This is a genomic window from Staphylococcus arlettae, from assembly GCF_002902345.1.
GTDB classification, from domain to species: Bacteria; Bacillota; Bacilli; order Staphylococcales; family Staphylococcaceae; genus Staphylococcus; species Staphylococcus arlettae.
The window spans coordinates 170273-189541 of sequence record NZ_PPQB01000010.1 but is presented as its reverse complement, the minus strand read 5'-3'; the positions used below and the strand labels follow the sequence as shown (position 1 = coordinate 189541).

Annotated in this window: 15 protein-coding genes; all 15 read right to left on the bottom strand. The window is 34.6% G+C overall.

Features of this window, described 5'->3' with window-relative positions; genetic code table 11:
* Nucleotides 1–3: 3 nt before the first annotated feature.
* Entirely contained in the window at nucleotides 4–837 is an 834-nt protein-coding gene (gene lgt / locus CD036_RS04595; RefSeq protein WP_002509830.1) for a prolipoprotein diacylglyceryl transferase, read from the bottom strand.
* Entirely contained in the window at nucleotides 834–1778 is a 945-nt protein-coding gene (gene hprK, locus CD036_RS04590; RefSeq protein WP_021459130.1) for an HPr(Ser) kinase/phosphatase, read from the bottom strand. Before hprK ends, lgt begins: the two co-directional genes overlap by 4 nt.
* A 290-nt stretch (nucleotides 1779–2068) precedes the next feature.
* Nucleotides 2069–3109: a galactitol-1-phosphate 5-dehydrogenase gene (locus tag CD036_RS04585; protein WP_103388074.1), complete on the bottom strand. Its 1041-nt coding sequence runs from the start codon at nucleotides 3107–3109 to the stop codon at nucleotides 2069–2071.
* Nucleotides 3110–3162: 53 nt separating this feature from the next.
* Complete coding sequence (locus CD036_RS13130; RefSeq protein ID WP_002509833.1) at nucleotides 3163–3318, bottom strand: hypothetical protein; 156 nt, start codon at nucleotides 3316–3318, stop codon at nucleotides 3163–3165.
* Nucleotides 3319–3341: 23 nt separating this feature from the next.
* The gene (locus CD036_RS04580; protein WP_002509834.1) at nucleotides 3342–4373 is read right to left on the bottom strand and encodes a zinc-binding dehydrogenase; all 1032 of its coding nucleotides are present in this window, start codon (nucleotides 4371–4373) and stop codon (nucleotides 3342–3344) included.
* A gap of 17 nt (nucleotides 4374–4390) precedes the next feature.
* Complete coding sequence (locus CD036_RS04575; protein ID WP_002509835.1) at nucleotides 4391–5650, bottom strand: PTS galactitol transporter subunit IIC; 1260 nt, start codon at nucleotides 5648–5650, stop codon at nucleotides 4391–4393.
* A gap of 119 nt (nucleotides 5651–5769) precedes the next feature.
* Complete coding sequence (locus CD036_RS04570; RefSeq protein ID WP_002509836.1) at nucleotides 5770–6048, bottom strand: PTS sugar transporter subunit IIB; 279 nt, start codon at nucleotides 6046–6048, stop codon at nucleotides 5770–5772.
* 94 nt (nucleotides 6049–6142) lie between these two features.
* A complete protein-coding gene (locus CD036_RS04565) occupies nucleotides 6143–6607 on the bottom strand; it encodes a PTS sugar transporter subunit IIA (RefSeq protein ID WP_002509837.1) in 465 nt (154 codons plus the stop codon).
* Between the two features lie 17 nt (nucleotides 6608–6624).
* Nucleotides 6625–8748: a BglG family transcription antiterminator gene (locus CD036_RS04560; RefSeq protein WP_103388073.1), complete on the bottom strand. Its 2124-nt coding sequence runs from the start codon at nucleotides 8746–8748 to the stop codon at nucleotides 6625–6627.
* A 134-nt stretch (nucleotides 8749–8882) separates the two neighbouring features.
* Complete coding sequence (uvrA, locus tag CD036_RS04555) at nucleotides 8883–11726, bottom strand: excinuclease ABC subunit UvrA (RefSeq protein ID WP_103388072.1); 2844 nt, start codon at nucleotides 11724–11726, stop codon at nucleotides 8883–8885.
* Nucleotides 11727–11734: 8 nt separating this feature from the next.
* Nucleotides 11735–13717: an excinuclease ABC subunit UvrB gene (uvrB, locus tag CD036_RS04550; RefSeq protein WP_021459135.1), complete on the bottom strand. Its 1983-nt coding sequence runs from the start codon at nucleotides 13715–13717 to the stop codon at nucleotides 11735–11737.
* Nucleotides 13718–14014: 297 nt separating this feature from the next.
* Entirely contained in the window at nucleotides 14015–14248 is a 234-nt protein-coding gene (locus tag CD036_RS04545) for a CsbA family protein (RefSeq protein ID WP_002509841.1), read from the bottom strand.
* Between the two features lie 5 nt (nucleotides 14249–14253).
* A complete protein-coding gene (locus CD036_RS04540) occupies nucleotides 14254–14895 on the bottom strand; it encodes a YfbR-like 5'-deoxynucleotidase (RefSeq protein ID WP_002509842.1) in 642 nt (213 codons plus the stop codon).
* A 295-nt stretch (nucleotides 14896–15190) separates the two neighbouring features.
* Nucleotides 15191–16307, bottom strand: a protein-coding gene (gene prfB / locus CD036_RS04535) for a peptide chain release factor 2 (protein WP_103388071.1) whose coding sequence is annotated in 2 segments (ribosomal slippage) — nucleotides 15191–16234 and nucleotides 16236–16307 — 1116 coding nt in all. Because the reading frame shifts where the segments join, the coding sequence is not laid out codon by codon here.
* Nucleotides 16308–16557: 250 nt separating this feature from the next.
* The gene (gene secA, locus CD036_RS04530; protein ID WP_103388070.1) at nucleotides 16558–19089 is read right to left on the bottom strand and encodes a preprotein translocase subunit SecA; all 2532 of its coding nucleotides are present in this window, start codon (nucleotides 19087–19089) and stop codon (nucleotides 16558–16560) included.
* Between the last annotated feature and the right edge of the window lie 180 nt (nucleotides 19090–19269).

The window sequence follows — 19269 nt, the reverse complement described above, 5'->3', positions numbered from 1 at the left end:
ATCTCACTTCGCCTTTTTAGTTGGCCAACTTAGTGCTCCCGCTTCACGATAACGCGGTGAGTCGTATTTCACACGTCTGATAATCATGATTGCAATGCCAACAATAATTAATATAACAGACATCAATTGCGCTACACGTATACCTTCTGTCAACATCAGACTATCCGTTCTCATACCTTCTACAAAGAATCGTCCAATTGAATACCAGATAAGGTATAGACAGAATGTATCTCCAACTCTTAAATGTTTGCGTAATACAATTAATACTATGAAACCTAAAATATCCCATACAGATTCATATAAGAATGTAGGATGGTAATATTTACCATCAATATACATGTTGTTGATTATAAAATCCGGTATATGTAAATTTTCTAAAAATGTACGTGACACTGGACCACCGTGTGCTTCATGGTTTACAAAGTTTCCCCATCTACCTATACCTTGACCTAAAATCATACTTGGCGCTATAACATCACCAATTTGAAAAGGATTTAAATTTTTAATTTTACATAAAATAATACCGGTAACAAAACCACCTATTAATCCACCGTGTATTGCAATACCACCATGCCAAATCATCGGTATTTCTATAGGGTTTTGTATATAATACGGCCATTGGAATATAACAAAGTATAAACGTGCTACTATAAATCCAAAAATAGCACTCCAAAAGATTATATCTACAAGTGTATCTTTATCATGGCCAACACGTTGCACACTTGCCTGTGCAATAAAATAGCCTAGTAATATGCCTACAGCAATTATCACACCATACCATCGTACAGCTAATGGCCCTAGTTCAAATGCAATGGGATCTATATAGCTTAACATCATTCTTTTGAGTCCCTCTCATTCTGATTACCATTTCGTAAAATCTCTGCATTTAAACGGTCGTTAAATTCTTCAGCAGTATTAATCCCCATAATATTCAAACGATAGTTCATAGCTGCAACTTCTAAAATAACAGCGACATTTCGGCCCGGTCGAACTGGTATCGTCTTTTTAGTAATTTCGTTATCTAAAATTTGTAATTTTTCTTCATTCAAACCAACACGATCATACAATTTATCTTCATGCCAATTTTCCAAATGAATATTTAAACGAATACGTTTTTCCGTTAAAATGGCACCTGCACCAAACAATGTCATAACATTAATAATACCTAAACCTCGGATTTCTAATAAATGTTCGATTAATTTCGGTGGCTTTCCTATTAATTCATCTTTACTAATTTCTCTAATTTCAACATTATCGTCTGCTACTAAACGGTGACCGCGCTTCACAAGCTCTAATGCAGTTTCACTTTTCCCAATACCAGAATCACCTGTAATTAAAACTCCTACACCATAAACATCAACAAGCACGCCATGTAGTGATGTTGTACGTGCTAATTCATGCTCCAAATAAGTCGTTAGACGGCTCATCAATTGTGTTGTCGCATCTTTTGATGTAATTAACGGCGTATCTAATTCTTTCGCTGCTTCTACTAATTCCTCTGGTGGTTCTAAGTCACGTGTTATAATAATTGCTGGTGTTTCTGGACGGCACAATTTGCGCATTCTGCCTTTACGTTCCTCATCGGGCAATAGATTATAAAATGACAATTCAGTTGTTCCTAATAATTGAATACGATCTGATGCATAGTGAGAGAAATAACCTGCCATTTCTAATCCTGGTCTGGAAATATCAGTGTTTTTAATCTGATTTTCTAAACCCGCTTCCCCTGCAATTAATTCCAAATCAAACCGTTCCACTAAATTTTTAGTCGTTAACATAGGTTCACCTCAATAATGTTTTTCCTATTCTTATCATGTTAATATCATATCAAAAAGATGCGATTATCCATATAAAAAACTATCTTTAAAATTTTCTATTTATTATAAATCAATGTGCATCGTAAATGGTAACGTTATTAGACACTTCATTATACATAAAAAAATATGCTTTATACAAACTAACTTCTAAATTATAAAATTTTTTAAGATTTAGCAATCATCCTCTTTATAACAATAAAAAACAGCGCCACATTTTATAATGATAAAATATAGCACTGGTTTTTTGTTAGTTATGGAATAAACATAATTTTATTGTACTTTTCTTTATGATTTACGAGTTTATCAAATATTTCTGGTCCTTCATCTAAAGCCACTCTTGTGGTAATCATTGGTTTTACATTTAAGTCACCTGTAGCCATATAATGTAATGTGACTTTCCATTCTTTACCTGGAAACGGACTAGATATACCATTCCAAGAACCTATAACATTTAATTCATTGCGTAATATTTTTTCAAAGTATTGACGTTCAATAACCATATCAGCATAAGGAATACCTATTAAGATTACTTCGCCACCTTTTTGGGGCAACATCAAGGCATCGTTTATCGTTTGTGGCGCCCCCGCAGATTCAACAGCTAAATCAACACCAGAGGGAAACAATTGCTCTTTTTGTTGTGCCAATGATTGTGTGTGTGAATTAATTAAAATATCGGCACCGAATTGTTGTGCAAGCGTCAATTTATTATCATCAATATCTATGGCAATGATTTGTGCTGCACCAAATATTTTTGCCCATTGTACTGCAAGTAAGCCAATGCTACCACAACCTATTATCGCAACTGTATCTCCAGGTTTAATTTGTGACTGATAAAAACCATGTGCCACCACTGCGGACGGCTCTATCATAGCACCTTGCTCAAATCCAATAGCTTCATCCATAGGTAAGACATTACTTTCTGGCAAGCAAATATATTGAGCAAATGATCCTGGTCGATATGAGCCTGTCACAAATAAATTGTTACAGCGTGCATACTCACCTCTTTCACAGTATTCACACTCATAACAAACGATGGCAGGACAACCAACGACTGCATCACCTTTATTCACCGTTGACACATCTGCCCCTACAGCAGCGACAACCCCTGAAAATTCATGACCAAACGTCATACCTTTAATATAAGGTCCTAATTTTTTATATCTTGAACTATCAGAACCGCAAATACCCGTTGCTTTAACCTCTATCAGTATATCATCTGGATTAACAATCGTTGGCATTACTGTCTCTTCGCATCTGATATCCTCAACACCATATAAATTCAAAGCCTTCATATCATCCCTCTTTCCCTAAAAGGTAGCTTAAAACACACCGGTGCTATCTTATTTTAACTATTATCTTGCTTTACCCTTTGTTTTTTCACAAATATAGCTGCAAAATAACTCGCAATCACAGCAGTATTACATATCAATTGATGTTCCATATAGACGTCTGTAAGCTGTCTCATCGGTCCAATCATAAAATCTAACATAGCTTCGACCATAGTATCGTCTCCCTCTTAACGTATTATTCCACTGGTTTGAGTAAAACTTTAATTCCTTCTCCACTTTTTATATGTTGGTATGCGGTATCCCATTCACTAATGTTCAAAATTTTAGTAACTAAAGTCTCAGCGTTGACCGAACCATCGCTAAGTAATTGTAATGATGGCTCCCAATCCGCTGGCTTTTGACTTCGACTACCTACCACCGTAATCTCTTTTTGAATTACTTTATCCATATCAAATTCAATTTTATCGTCTTTAAATATACCTAATTGTACAAAACTACCTTTTTTTCTTAATAAGGATAATCCTTGGTTAGCTGCTGGAACCGCACCTGAACATTCAATAACTATGTCAACACCATAACCTGAAGTTAGATCGTCAGTGTATTGTTGCAAATTGGTATGTTGCAAATTTACAACATGGTCTAGTTGTAACGCAGCTGCTTTATCTAATCGCGCTTGATCATTGTCTAAGCCAGTAATAATAATCTCTGCACCTTTGCTTTTCACAACTTGAGCAACTAATAATCCAATCGGTCCGGGCCCCATAATTACCGCTTTATCACCTTTTTTAACATCAATTTTAGCAACGGCATGATGTGCACAAGCTAGTGGTTCAGTCATTGCAGCAGCTTGATAAGTGACGTTGTCTGGTAATCGATGTACACTTGCCGCTCGTGCAATAACAAACGGAGCAAATGCACCGTCTTGTTGCGTTCCTAGTCCCCTTCTTTTACTGCATAAATTATAGTCACCTGTAGCACAATATTGGCATTGTCCACAAATATAATACGTTGTCTCTGATGTCACACGGTCACCAATGTTAAAGCCTTCTACATTGTTGCCTAATTCCACAATTTCACCAGCAAATTCATGACCTAATGTCACTGGATAATTTACGTTGTAGTGTCCCTCATACGTATGAATATCTGTACCACATACACCCGCATAATGTACTTTTATTTTAATCTCGTCGTCACCTAGAGCAGCAATTGTTTGCTCTTGTAATGCTAAATGTCCAAACCCAGCTTGCGTTTTTACTAAACCTTTCATTATGTCTCACTCCTCCACTAGTTAAATAAATTGAAGAATTTATAAATAATCCAATTTAGTATGTTACCGCCTTGGTCAATACTTGAAATTTGCGAACTACCCTTAGGCATTTCAACATTTGTGCCACTTGCCATTTCTGTAAATATCGGAGCAACATCTGTAGCAATATATAAAGAGATTGCAATCATAATTGCACCTACAATAACTGAATGTATAATATTTCCACGTGCAGCTCCTACGATAAACGCTACAACAAAAGGTATCGTTGCTAAGTCACCAAAAGGTAATACTTGGTTACCAGGTAATATAACTGCTAGTAATACTGTAACTGGCACTAAAATTAATGCTGTAGAAATGACTGCTGGATGACCGAGTGCTACTGCCGCATCTAGTCCGATATAGATTTCACGTTCTCCAAATCGCTTATTCAACCAAGTACGTGCAGATTCCGAGACAGGCATTAAACCTTCCATTAAAATTTTTACCATACGTGGCATTAATACCATTACTGCTGCCATTGACATCCCTAAATTAATAACTTTACCTGGATCATAACCGGCCAAAATACCAATAGCTAGACCTAATACCAGTCCAACAAAAATAGATTCACCAAAAGCACCAAAACGTTTTTGAATTGTATCCGGGTCTGCTTCTAATTTTTTTAAGCCAGGTATTTTTTGAAGCCCTTTAACTAAGAAGATTCCTGGAGCGTATGAAATTGTACTACCAGTAGCTAATGACACTCCCGGTAAATCAAAGAATTCACTCATCATTGGCGCTGTCCAATCTGCTACTTTTAAGCAGACAATTTGGAAAATTACAGCTGCCACTAAGGCTTGCCAAATACTACCCGACACTGCATACACCATGGCACCACAAAATGTATAATGCCAAAAGTTCCAAATATCAACGTTCATTGTTTTAGTTGTTTTCGTAAGTAACATAGCCACATTGATTAAAATACCTAAAGGTATAATAAAGGCTGCAATACTAGATGCCCATGCTATAGATGAAGTGGCAGGCCAACCTACATCAATTACATTTAAGCTAACACCTAAATTCTTAACCATCGCTTGTGCTGCAGGACCTAAATTTTTCACAAGTAAATCAATTACTAAAAAGATACCGACAAATGCTACACCAATCGTCAAACCTGAACGAAATGCTGCGCCAACCTTTTGTCTAAAGAAGAGCCCCAATAAAAATATAACGATAGGCAAAATTACTGTTGCTCCTAAATCTAAAAACCCTTTAATAAAATCTACAAAAGTATCCATATAATCGCTCCATCCCTTTATAAAAAAGGATCATTTTTACTAGGTTGTATCACAATATAATGCGTTATGTTTATCTAGTATGATTTTTGAATGATCCTTTTTACTAATTTATTGAGTTGTTATTGTTTTAACACTTCTAAAATTTCTTTTTTAGTATCTTCAACACCAATACCTGTTAAGAAATTACGTGCATTAATTACTGGGAAATGATATTCTTTTTTCGTCATTGCAGTAGTAACTAATAAATCTGCTGTATCTTCATAAGGTCCAACTTCGGTAATTTTAATTTGCTTCAAATCCACCTTGATATTGTGTTCTTTTGCCATTTCCTCAATTGCATTATTTACCACCGTTGAAGTTGCAATACCTGCACCACATGCTACTAATACTTGTTTCATAAATAACTCCTCCTAATATTAACTATTTATTGATAATTTAATTTCAGAATATTCGAATATTTTTTCTGGTGTTGTATCACCAGAACATAATAAATTATTCTGCTAATTGTTGTTCTATCACTCTGACAATCGTTTCCTTATTTGTTGCTTCGGCTAACGTTGCTAATGTTTCATCATTTTGCAAAAGGGACATGAGTTTTTGTAATAATGTTAGTTGTGCATCACCTTTGTCCATAGCTAACATAAAAATTATTTTTACTGGTGTTGTTGCTTCAGTTTCCCCCATCATTACGAAAGGAACTGCTTCTGCCAATACAGCAATACCGATTGCTTTATCATTTACATGTTGTGGGTCTGTATGTGGAATAGCAACACCACAATAATTCGTTGGCAAACCTGTCGGAAATTCTTGTTCTCGTGCTATTACGGCTGACTCATAACTTGCTTTGACATAACCATTTTGAAAAAGCGTTTGCGATAATTGCTGCAAAGCTTCAGACGCTGATTCTACTTGTACATCTAATAAAACATTAGATGATTCAATACTTATTTTTGTCATCTAAGCGCACCTCATTTTTATTCAATTTTGGAATACTGTTCAATAATTTGAACGATTTCTTGTATTGTTTGTGCTTCTTGAATACAGTTGATATCTTGGTTGCTTTGTGCCAAATCTCTTAGCTGTAACAAAGGTCTCAAGTGTTTTACCTTATCCGTTGCAGCAATCACAACAATAATATGAATTGGATGTTGCTTATTAATAATGAGTGGCTCTTGTAATACGAGCATACTCATAGCTGTACGTTTTACACCACCGTCACTCATGGCATGTGGAATAGCGATGTTATTTTGAATTACCATATAAGTATCATCAAAATGTTGTTGCATTGCTTCTACATATTGAGGTTCTATATATTGTGCGCTTAATAATGGCTCACTTGCTAATGCAATCGCTTCGTCCATCGTTTTAACTTCATTACATTGCTTTATATGTGTTGTAGGTAATAAATCTTTTAAATTCAATTCATTATTTAAAGATAATGTTGCTGAATTAATCGTACTTATTGGTTGGAGATAAGCTAAATGATCTTTAATACGTTCGTATAATCCTTCCTCATCAAACACATTGGCATGTGCTTTAATCGTTTCCATAAAGGCTTCAACATTCATTGTATTTTCCGTAGAATCTCCAAACGTTTTCAACACTTCTTGTCGCAATAATTTTTTCTCCTGCGCATTTAAAAACGATTTTGTAATAAATAATGTTTTTGTAGTCATCACATGCATGGGCGCAAAGACGATATCATAATCTAAAGAATAATTATTAAATGCTGATAATGACAAAGCATCTAAAAAGATAATTTCTGGAAATAGGCCTCTAAGTTCTTGCAACATCATCTGTGATACAGAATGCCCTTGCGTGCACACTACAACTGCTTTTAAGCTTTGTTCAATATCAATATCTTGTCGTCTCAGACTGCCACCGATAAGCATTGTTAAATATGCAATTTCATTATCAGGCAATGTTTGACCTAAATAATGTTCAAGCGGTTGGATCGATTGCTTTACTAAATGAAACAGCTCTCGATATTCTCCATGTAATGGATTTTCTAACTCTTGGATATCAGATAATTGATATTTAATACGATAAAATGCGGGTTTCATATGCCATAGTAATTGTTTCAAAAGTTGATCTTTATTCTCAAATTGAATACAGGTTATTTGTTCAAATCGTTGTAGTGTAGTAATAAGCACTGACTTCAATTGTGGAAAAGCAGTAGTTTCTGGCTGTTCTGACCATTGCATGCTCGTTGATAGTAAGTGCAAAGTAACATATAACCTTTCTTCCATAGGTACATCAGAAAATGGCTCCAATAAAATTTCTGTAGCTTTGTATTCTTGTGTATCTGACAAAGCACTATAATCTATTTTAAAATGGTTAATGATGTAACCTTGTTCAATACGATTAAAAAATATATTCAGTAAATATGGGAACAGATTTAAACTATGATCTACATACTTTTTCCGTAAAAAACTTTCAATCTTGGTCATTTGCTTATTAATTATCGTCATATCATCTTCAGTTACACCTAGAAAATGTCTCATCTCGTGACTAGACAATTGTGTATGTGTACTGTTAATAATAAGTTTGATCGCCAATTTACGTGTTTGTAATTCATCACCCATTAAGGCATATCCTTGTTTTCGAGAATAACGTAACGTTAAATTGTATTGAGCTAACTGTGTTTTCACTTTTTTTATATCATTAAGCACAGTATTTTTACTTACTTTAAGATCTAACGCAAAATGATCTAATGATAAATAAGGTGTAGAGTTAAATAACATTAATAAAATAATGTACTGACGTTGCTCTACATTGTAAAATTCTTTGTCATTTACAGATATATCGACATCATCAATGTTGAGCGCTTCCTTAACAGTAGGATCAACGATAAAATGACCTTGCTTCGTCCGTGTTATTTGTTCATATGAAGCTTTACTAAGCCATTGATTAATTTTGTCAATTCTGTAACTTAATTGCCGACGTGACAAATTAAATTGCGTTTCTAAGGTTTTACTTTTAATTGCGGGGTTCTTGACAATTTGAAGAATAATTTTATAATTTTCTGTTTCTATAATTTTTATCCCCCCTTTATTGGTTAAATTCAACTTACCATAATTCAACCAACGGTGGTACATGGATTAGTCACAAAAAGGCGCTTTCGCGTTGTACATCGTTGTGACCTTGTCTCATAAACCTTGTCCTGACACATAAAAAGAGCAAAGTAGCCATTTGCTATATCAAATGACTACTTTGCTCTAAATTAAAATTCTTATGATTTTTGGTTAGCTTTATCACGTGCTAATACTGTTTTTAAATAATGTCCAGTGTAACTTTCTGATACTTCCGCTATATCTTCAGGTGTACCAGTAGCAATAATTGTACCACCGCCATCGCCACCTTCAGGTCCTAAATCAATCAGGTGATCAGCAGTTTTAATGACATCTAAATTATGTTCAATAATGACAACTGTATCGCCATTTTCAACTAACGTATTAAGTACAGATAAAAGTCGACTAATATCATCTACATGTAATCCAGTCGTAGGTTCATCTAATATATAAATCGAACGACCAGTAGAACGTTTATGCAACTCTGAAGCTAATTTCACACGTTGTGCTTCCCCGCCAGATAACGTCGTAGCTGGTTGACCCAGAGTCACATACCCTAAACCAACATCTACAAGTGTCTTTAATTTGCGATGAATTTTAGGTACATTTTCAAAGAAATAAGTCGCTTCTTCCGCGGTCATGTTCAATACATCTGCGATATTTTTCCCTTTATATGTTACTTCTAATGTTTCACGATTATAACGGGAACCATCACAAACTTCGCACGGAACATATACATCCGGTAAAAAGTGCATCTCAATCTTGATAATACCATCACCTTTACATGCTTCGCAACGTCCACCTTTGACATTAAAACTGAAGCGTCCTTTATTATAACCTCGTATTTTGGCTTCATTAGTTTGTGCAAAAATATCACGGATATTATCAAAAACCCCTGTATAAGTAGCAGGGTTTGAACGTGGTGTACGCCCAATAGGTGATTGGTCAATATCTATAATACGATCTAATTCTTCAATACCAGTCACTGCGTCACAATCACCCGGTTTAACTTTTGACTTATTAATTTCTTTAGCTAAAGATTTATATAAAACTTCATTAACTAATGAACTCTTACCAGAACCAGATACACCTGTAACTACAGTCATTGTTGATAATGGGAATGATACATCTACATTTTTTAAGTTATTACTACGTGCACCAGTAACGTGAATTTGTCGTTGCGTAATTTCTCGACGATGTTCAGGTACATCGATTTGTTTTTTACCACTTAAATATTGACCAGTTAAAGATTGCGCTTCTTGCATAACTTGTTGCGGTGTACCGCTCGCAACAATCTCACCACCATGATTACCAGCACCCGGACCAACATCTACTAAATAATCTGCTGCGCGCATAGTATCATCATCATGTTCAACCACGATTAAAGTATTACCTAAATCACGCATTTCTTTCAATGTCTCAATTAATCGATCATTGTCTCGTTGATGCAAACCGATGGATGGTTCGTCTAATACATACAAGACACCTGATAGTCGTGAACCGATTTGAGTCGCTAATCTAATACGTTGCGCCTCACCACCAGACAAAGTGCCTGAAGAACGATTTAACGTCAAATATTCTAAGCCAACATTAAATAAAAACTTCAATCTTGAAATGATTTCTTTTAATATTTGGTCAGCAATTGTACGATCTTGTGCTGACAATTCAATCGTTTCATAAAAGTGCAATGCATCTTTAATTGATTTATTTATAACTTCACCGATATTTAAATCAGCTACATAGACTGCTAATGCTTCTTTACTTAGACGTTGACCATGACAAGTTTCACATGGTAACTCAGTCATGTATTTACTCATCATTTCTCTCACATATTCTGAAGGTGATTCGTGATAACGACGATTGATGTTGTTAACTACCCCTTCAAACTCCATCGTACGTGTACGCTTTTGACCGTTACGTTGTTCAAAAGTAAATTCAATTTCTTTACCTTTCGAACCATACATCAAAATATCTTTTTGTCTATCTGTTAACTTTTTATATGGTTTATCCATATTTATTTTATAAACTTTGCATACACGTTTTAACAATGTTGGGTAATAATCAGAGCTAGTAGGCTCCCACGGTAAAATTGCGCCATCATTTAATGTAGCGTTTTTATCTGGCACTACTAAATCTAAATCCACCATTAATTTTTGACCTAAACCATCACAGGTAGGACAAGCACCGAAAGGACTATTAAAACTAAACATACGTGGTTCTAATTCACCGATAGAGAATCCACAAATCGGACAAGCATGGTTTTCAGAAAACTTAAGTTCATCGCCATCTATAATATCAACGACTAAATTCCCTTCCGCCAAATTTAATGCTGTCTCAATTGAATCGGCAAGACGTGCTTCAATACCTGATTTGACCACTAATCTGTCAATGACTACTTCTATCGTGTGATTTTTATTTTTATCTAATTGAGGAACATCATTTACATCTATAATGTTGCCATCTACACGCACACGCACGTAACCTTTTTTACTTATATCGTCAATTAATTTTTCGTGGGATCCTTTGCGATGATTGACAATTGGTGCTAATAGTTGAATTTTTGTACGTTCTTCTAATTCTAAAATACGATCCACCATTTGTTGTACGGTTTGCGATTCAATTTCGATATGATGATTTGGACAGTATGCCTTGCCTACACGTGCATAAAGTAAACGAATATAATCATAAATTTCAGTAACAGTTGCAACGATAGATCTAGGATTTTTACTTGTTGTTTTTTGATCGATTGAAATTGCTGGTGACAAACCTTCAATCGTATCTACATCTGGTTTATCCATCTGTCCTAAAAATTGACGTGCATAAGCACTTAATGATTCTACGTAACGTCTTTGTCCCTCTGCATAAATCGTATCAAATGCTAATGATGATTTACCTGAACCTGAAAGGCCTGTCATCACTATTAATTTATTTTTCGGTATCTCGATATCAACATCTTTCAAATTATGGGCTCTCGCCCCTCTTACTACAATTGATGGCTCTTTCATACTTTATGTCACCCTTCTGCTTTTAATTCGAATAACATGTCACGTAATTCTGTTGCTCTTTCAAAGTCTAAGTCTTTAGCTGCTTGCTTCATTTCTTTTTCGATATTTTGAATCGTTTTTTCGCGTTCTTTTTTCGTAAGTTTTTTCGGTACTTCTGTTTGTTGTTGTTCATTTGTTTCATCTGAATCTACCGTAGCACTAATAACATCATGAATTTTCTTATTGATTGTCGTCGGTGTAATATTATGTTTTTCATTGTAAGCCATTTGTATTTGACGTCTACGTTCTGTTTCATCTAAAGCATATTGCATAGAATCCGTTATCTTATCACCGTACATAATAACTTCACCTTTACTGTTACGTGCTGCACGACCTATCGTTTGTACAAGGGAACGTTCAGAACGCAAGAACCCTTCTTTATCAGCATCTAATATAACAACTAAGGATACTTCTGGTATATCTATACCTTCACGTAATAAGTTAATACCTACAACGACATCATACGTACCCATACGTAAATCTCGTATTATTTCAATACGTTCTAATGTTTTAATTTCTGAATGAAGATAGTTTACTTTAATACCCGCTTCTTTCAGATAGGTCGTTAAATCTTCACTCATTTTTTTAGTCAATGTCGTAATAAGTACACGTTCATCATTTTCAATACGTCCTTGGATTTCACCTAATAAATCATCAATTTGATTTTCTGTAGGGCGTACATCAATTTTTGGATCTAATAGACCAGTTGGCCTAATAATTTGTTCGACCATTTCATCGGTATGTTCTAATTCATATGGCCCTGGCGTAGCAGAAACATAAACGAGTTGACGTGTTTTAGACTCAAATTCTTCAAATTGGAGCGGTCTATTATCAAGTGCACTAGGTAGTCTAAATCCATGATCCACCAATACTTGCTTACGTGCACGGTCACCATTATACATACCTCTTATTTGAGGCAAAGTAACATGAGACTCATCAATCATAACTAACCAGTCGTCTCCAAAATAATCTAATAATGTGTATGGTGTGGAGCCTAACGGTCTCAATGTTAAGTGCACCGAATAGTTTTCAATACCAGAACAAAAGCCCATTTCTCGCATCATTTCTAAATCATAATTGGTACGTTGTTCTAAACGCTGTGCTTCTAATAATTTATTTTCACTGCGTAATTTTTCTAATTGTTCAGCTAATTCATTTTCGATACGTTGTATTGCTGATTTCATTTTTTCTTCACGTGTAACGAAGTGAGAAGCTGGGAAAATCGCAAAATGATCTCGTTCTCTCAATACTTCACCTGTTAAATAATTCACTTCACGAATGCGATCTATTTCATCTCCAAAAAACTCAACGCGGATACACATTTCTTCACGTGAGGCTGGGAAAATTTCTACAACATCGCCTCTCACTCTAAATGTTCCACGTCTAAAATCAATATCATTTCTCGTATATTGTACATCTACTAATTTGCGCAATAGTTCACTACGATCCATTTCCATACCAACACGTACACTCACAACTAAATCACGATATTCATCTGGATTACCTAAACCATAAATACAACTAACACTGGCAATAATTATAACGTCATCACGTTCAAATAAGGCACTTGTTGCAGAATGTCGCAATTGGTCTATTTCATCATTGATTGAAGCATCTTTTTCAATAAATGTATCGGTAGAAGGTACATATGCTTCTGGTTGATAATAATCGTAATAACTTACAAAATACTCTACTCTATTTTCTGGAAAAAATTCTTTAAATTCACTGTATAATTGTCCTGCTAAGGTTTTATTATGGGCAATAATCAAGGTCGGTTTGCCCACTTCCTTAATTACATTACTCATCGTAAATGTTTTTCCTGTACCTGTAGCACCTAGTAAGGTTTGATGTCGTTCTCCTGCATTCACACCATTGACAATTTTTCGAATTGCTTCCGGTTGGTCACCTTCTGGTTCAAAGTCGGAAACTAATTTGAATGGATAATGTTCCATAGTGACACATTCCTCCTATATATTACGTTTAACGTTAGTTAATTCATTGCTCATACTGTAGATTATTAATTATATCAATTGTTTAAAATCTATTTCACTTGCATACTATTTTAACAGATTCTGTTCGAAATATACAAACATTTGTTCGTTTAAAATGATTACTCTCACTCACACATAGAAAAAAACAAACACAGTTCACACTATGTTTGTTTTTTCATGTTTGTTATTGAGTTATATAAGTATACTTATTAAACAGCATTTATTGCAATCGAACTGTTTATACATTGTATATACCCGTTAATCTTCATCTTCTTTTTTATGCAATTGTAATTGGTCAATAATCACGTACCCTGCAAGTATGGATACTACATCAATAAAGATAATCCACTCATTATGAAAAAAACCTTTTTGAATCGATGCACCGATTAAGACGAGTACTAAAATTGTACCAACCCATTTACTTCTAGTCACCACACTAAATAAAATGACAAGTATACACGGGAAGAATGATGCGAGTATATACCAAATCATATATGTCACTCATTTCTTTTATTTAAAATTGCCATTGTTGTTTCACGCAATTCAGATTTTGGAATAAATTTCTCAGTTAACATTTCAGGAATTACGTTGTCTATGAAATCTTGTACCGAACTTAAATGGTCAAATTGCATAATTGTTTCTAAAGACATTTCATAAATTTCAAAGAAGAGCTGTTCCGGGTTACGTTTTTGAATTTCTCCGAAAGTTTCATATAATAAGTCAATTTTATCAGCAACTGATAATATTTGTCCTTCTAATGAATCATCCTTACCTTCCTGTAATCGTTCTCGATAAACATCTTGATAAGGTGTAGGTATTTCTTCACTAATAAAAGTATCTACCATTTCTTCTTCAACTTGAGAAAACAATTTTTTCAATTCGCCACTAGCGTATTTCACCGGAGTTTTAATATCTCCTGTGAAAATTTCAGCAAAGTCATGGTTTAATGCTTTTTCATATAAGCTTTTCCAATCCACTTCGTTGCCGTTATACTCTTCCACAGTTGCTAAATATTGCGCGATTTTTGTAACTTTAAATGAATGCGCAGCTACATTATGCTCAAAATATTTAAATTTTCCTGGTAGTCTGATTAACTTTTCCAAATCGGATAAGCGTTTAAAATATTGATGTACACCCATGACATACGCCTCCTTGTTTAAACAATGATTATACTTGCTTTTATTATAACAAACAAGAAAATCAATTTTCATACCAACTTAATTATTAAAGTTACTTAAATTATGCCTTCTATTCATTGATATTTCAAAAATTTAAAAGTGGAAAAGTCATAGCAAGCAATATATTGCTTGCTTAATTATTAAATCCATCATCACGTATGTCATCGCAAAGTATTGCACTTACATAGTCGTTTATCGCTATAAGGTAAATTGTTAATCCTATATTTCAAAGTCTACTGTTGGAACTATTAATGTATTACTCTTCAGCTTGATCCATTTGACTTCTTAGGTATGCTTCGATAAATGGCCCTATGTCACCATCCATCACAGCATCTACTTTAGCTGTTTCTTTATTTGTACGATGGTCTTTAACCATAGAATATGGATGGAAAACATAAGAACGAATTTGACTGCCCCAGCCTATTTCTTTTTGTTCTCCTCGAATTGCTGCCATTTCTTGCTCTTGTTCTTCTAATTTAAGTTGATATAATTTAGATTTTAACATCTTCATAGCAGCTTCACGGTTTTTAATTTGTGAACGTTCATTTTGGTTATTTACTACTATACCTGTAGGGTGATGAGTAATACGTATCGCTGATTCAGTTTTGTTAATGTGCTGACCACCAGCTCCTGATGCACGGAACGTATCTACGGTAATATCATCTGGATTAATATCAATTTCAATTTCTGTATTATTAAATTCTGGAATTACATCACACGATGCAAATGACGTATGACGTCTACCTGAAGAATCAAACGGTGATATACGAACGAGTCGGTGAACGCCTTTTTCTGCTTTCAAATAGCCGTAAGCATTATGACCTTTAACGACTATTGTTACACTTTTCACGCCCGCTTCATCACCGGGTAAATAATCGGCAGTTTCAACTTTAAAGCCTTTTTGTTCACAATAACGTTGGTACATTCTTAATAGCATACTCGTCCAATCTTGTGATTCAGTACCACCAGCACCTGGATGTAATTCTAAGATTGCATTATTTGCGTCATAAGGTCCATCTAATAATAATTGTAATTCAAATTGATCTAAATCACCTTTAAATGCTTGAACTTGCGTTACTAGGTCTGCTTGCATATCTTCATCTTGTTCTTCTGCAAGTAATTCGCGTGTAGCATCCATATCCTCTAGCTGTGATTCTAACTTTCTAAATTCGGTTACTACAGATTTTAGAGCATTATTTTTATCAATGACGCTCTGCGCCGTATTTTGGTCATCCCAAAAGTTAGGGTCAGTCATCATTTCTTCATATTCTTGAATATTTGTCTCTTTTTCTTCTAAGTCAAAGAGACCCCCTAAGTTGTTCTAACTTGTCAGCATTGTGCTCTATATTACGTTTTATTTCTGATAATTCCATAGTCATCGCTCCTAAATAACGTTTTATTAATATTTTAACATAAATTGTCACTTCTAATTATAGTCTACATTGTGTAAGTTTATTCTCCTAGTCCCTCAGTCAATAAATTATTACTGTAATTAGCATTGATGATGCCTCTAACGTTGCTTGTGCATGACACTCTGTGTCATCAATTTCTTGTTTAGTGATAACTTTCAACGATACAAAAGAACCTAGAACAATAATATGCTCCAGGCTCTACACGACAGCATTAAGCACCGTGACAATTTTTATATTTTTTACCACTACCACATGGACAAGGGTCATTACGACCAATATGTTCATCTTTCACAAATGGTTGTGCTTTAGCTTTTTCTTTACCATCTTCTGCCGAAACATGCTCCGCTTTACCGAAGTCTGTTGTTTTATCTCTTTCAATATCATCTTCAACCGATACTACAGATTTCAAGATGTATTTACTTACATCTTCTTCAATATTTTCCATCATGCTATCAAACAATTGATGACCTTCGTTTTGATAGTCACGTAATGGGTTTTGTTGACCATAGGAACGTAAGTGAATACCTTGTCTTAATTGATCCATAGTATCTATATGATCAGTCCAGTGCGTATCAATTGAACGTAATAAAATCATACGTTCAAACTCAGGGAATTGATCGCCAATCTCTGTTTTTTGTTCTGCCAATGCAGCTTCAACTTTTTGCCAAACAAGATTATAAATATCTTCACTGTCTTTTCCTTTAACATCAGATACTTTAAGTTCACCTTCATTAAGGAACACATCATCAATGTAGTTGATAAATGGTTCATAATCTGGTTCTTCCTCATCATCATTAATATAATATGTCACGCTACGTTGTAATGTTGATTGCAACATGGCATTGACTAACTCTGAACTATTCTCGTTATCAATGATATTATTACGTTCGCCATAAATAATTTCACGTTGTTTACGTAGTACATCATCATATTCAAGAATACGTTTACGAGTATCAAAGTTATTACCTTCTACTCGTTTTTGTGCAGATTCTACAGCACGTGATACCATTTTGGATTCAATAGGAGTAGAGTCATCCATACCTAAGCGATTCATCATTTTTTGCAATCTTTCTGAACCGAAGCGGACCATCAATTCATCTTGTAGCGATAAATAAAATCGACTATCACCTTTGTCACCTTGACGACCAGAACGACCACGTAATTGATCATCAATACGACGTGATTCATGTCGTTCCGTACCAATGACTGCTAAACCACCTAATTCTTCTACGCCATCACCAAGCTTGATATCTGTACCACGTCCAGCCATATTTGTCGCAATAGTAATTGCACCTTTTTGACCAGCACCTGCAACTATATCGGCTTCGCGTTCATGGTTTTTGGCGTTTAACACATCATGACGAATACCATGTTTTTTTAGTAAGTTAGAAATATATTCACTTGTTTCAACTGCAACTGTACCTAGCAATACAGGTTGTCCTTGTTTATGTTTGTCAATGACATCATCTACAACTGCATCAAACTTACCTTTTTGACTAATGTAAATTAAGTCAGGTTTATCGACACGTTGTACAGGTTTATTCGTTGGAATTTGTGTCACTGTCATATTGTAAATGTTACGAAATTCTTCTTCTTCCGTTTTAGCTGTTCCGGTCATACCAGCTAATTTATTATACATACGGAAGTAGTTTTGGAAAGTAATTGACGCCATAGTTTTAGATTCATTTTGAATTTTAACGCCTTCTTTAGCTTCAATCGCTTGATGTAAGCCTTCAGAGAATCTACGTCCAGGCATCGTACGACCAGTAAATTGGTCGACAATTAATACTTCTCCATTATTGACCATATAATCAACATCGCGTTGAAGTGTCACGTGTGCACGTAAAGCAGTATTAATGTGACTAATAATATCAACATTCTTAACGTCATAAAGGTTATCGATTTTAAACATACGTTCTGCTTTATCAATACCTTGTTCTGTTAATTGCACTGCTTTAGTTTTTTCATCATAATTAAAGTCATCTTCACTTTTTAACATCTTCGCAAAGACGTTTGTTTGTGTATATAATGACGTTGATTTTTCAGCTTCTCCTGAAATAATCAATGGTGTACGTGCTTCATCAATTAAAATAGAATCGACTTCGTCAATAATAGCGTAATGTAGTGGACGCATAACGCGTTCTTCAGCATAATTCACCATATTATCACGCAAATAGTCAAATCCTAATTCATTATTCGTACTATAAGTGATATCACATGCGTATGCTTCTCGTTTTTCAGCTGTTGTTTTGCTGTTTAAATTTACGCCTACTGACAACCCTAAGAAATTATATAGTTCTGCCATTTCTTCACTTTGACTGCTCGCTAAGTATTCATTGACTGTAATAACATGAACACCACGACCTGCTAAGGCATTTAAATATGTCGGCATTGTAGCGGTTAACGTTTTACCTTCACCTGTACGCATTTCAGCAATATCACCTTTATGGATTGCTAAACCACCCATAATTTGAACACGGTACGGTATCATATTATAGACACGTTTTGAACCTTCTCTTACTAAGGCAAAAGCTTCTGGTAAAATCTCGTCTAATATTTTATTTTGCTTCTGTACATCTTCTTCTGCCTGTACTTTATCTTGAAACGATTTTGTTTTTTCTTTTATTTCTTCATCAGTTAATATAGACATGTCCTCTTCTAACTTGAGAACTTTGTCTGCTAATTTACCAAGGCGCTTTACTTCTTTATTATTACCATCAGCTATCTTTGATAAAAAACCCATTCTGTTCGCTCCTTTAGCTTAATAACTCTATTACTTACAACAATTTATAATACCATTAATTAGCTTAAAATTACACTTATAGGATTATTGTTATAAATATATTTACATTTCCTTTGCTGTTGTTAATATACTTTACATTTCATACTGTTCTATATAATAACTCGCTTATCCTAGCACAAC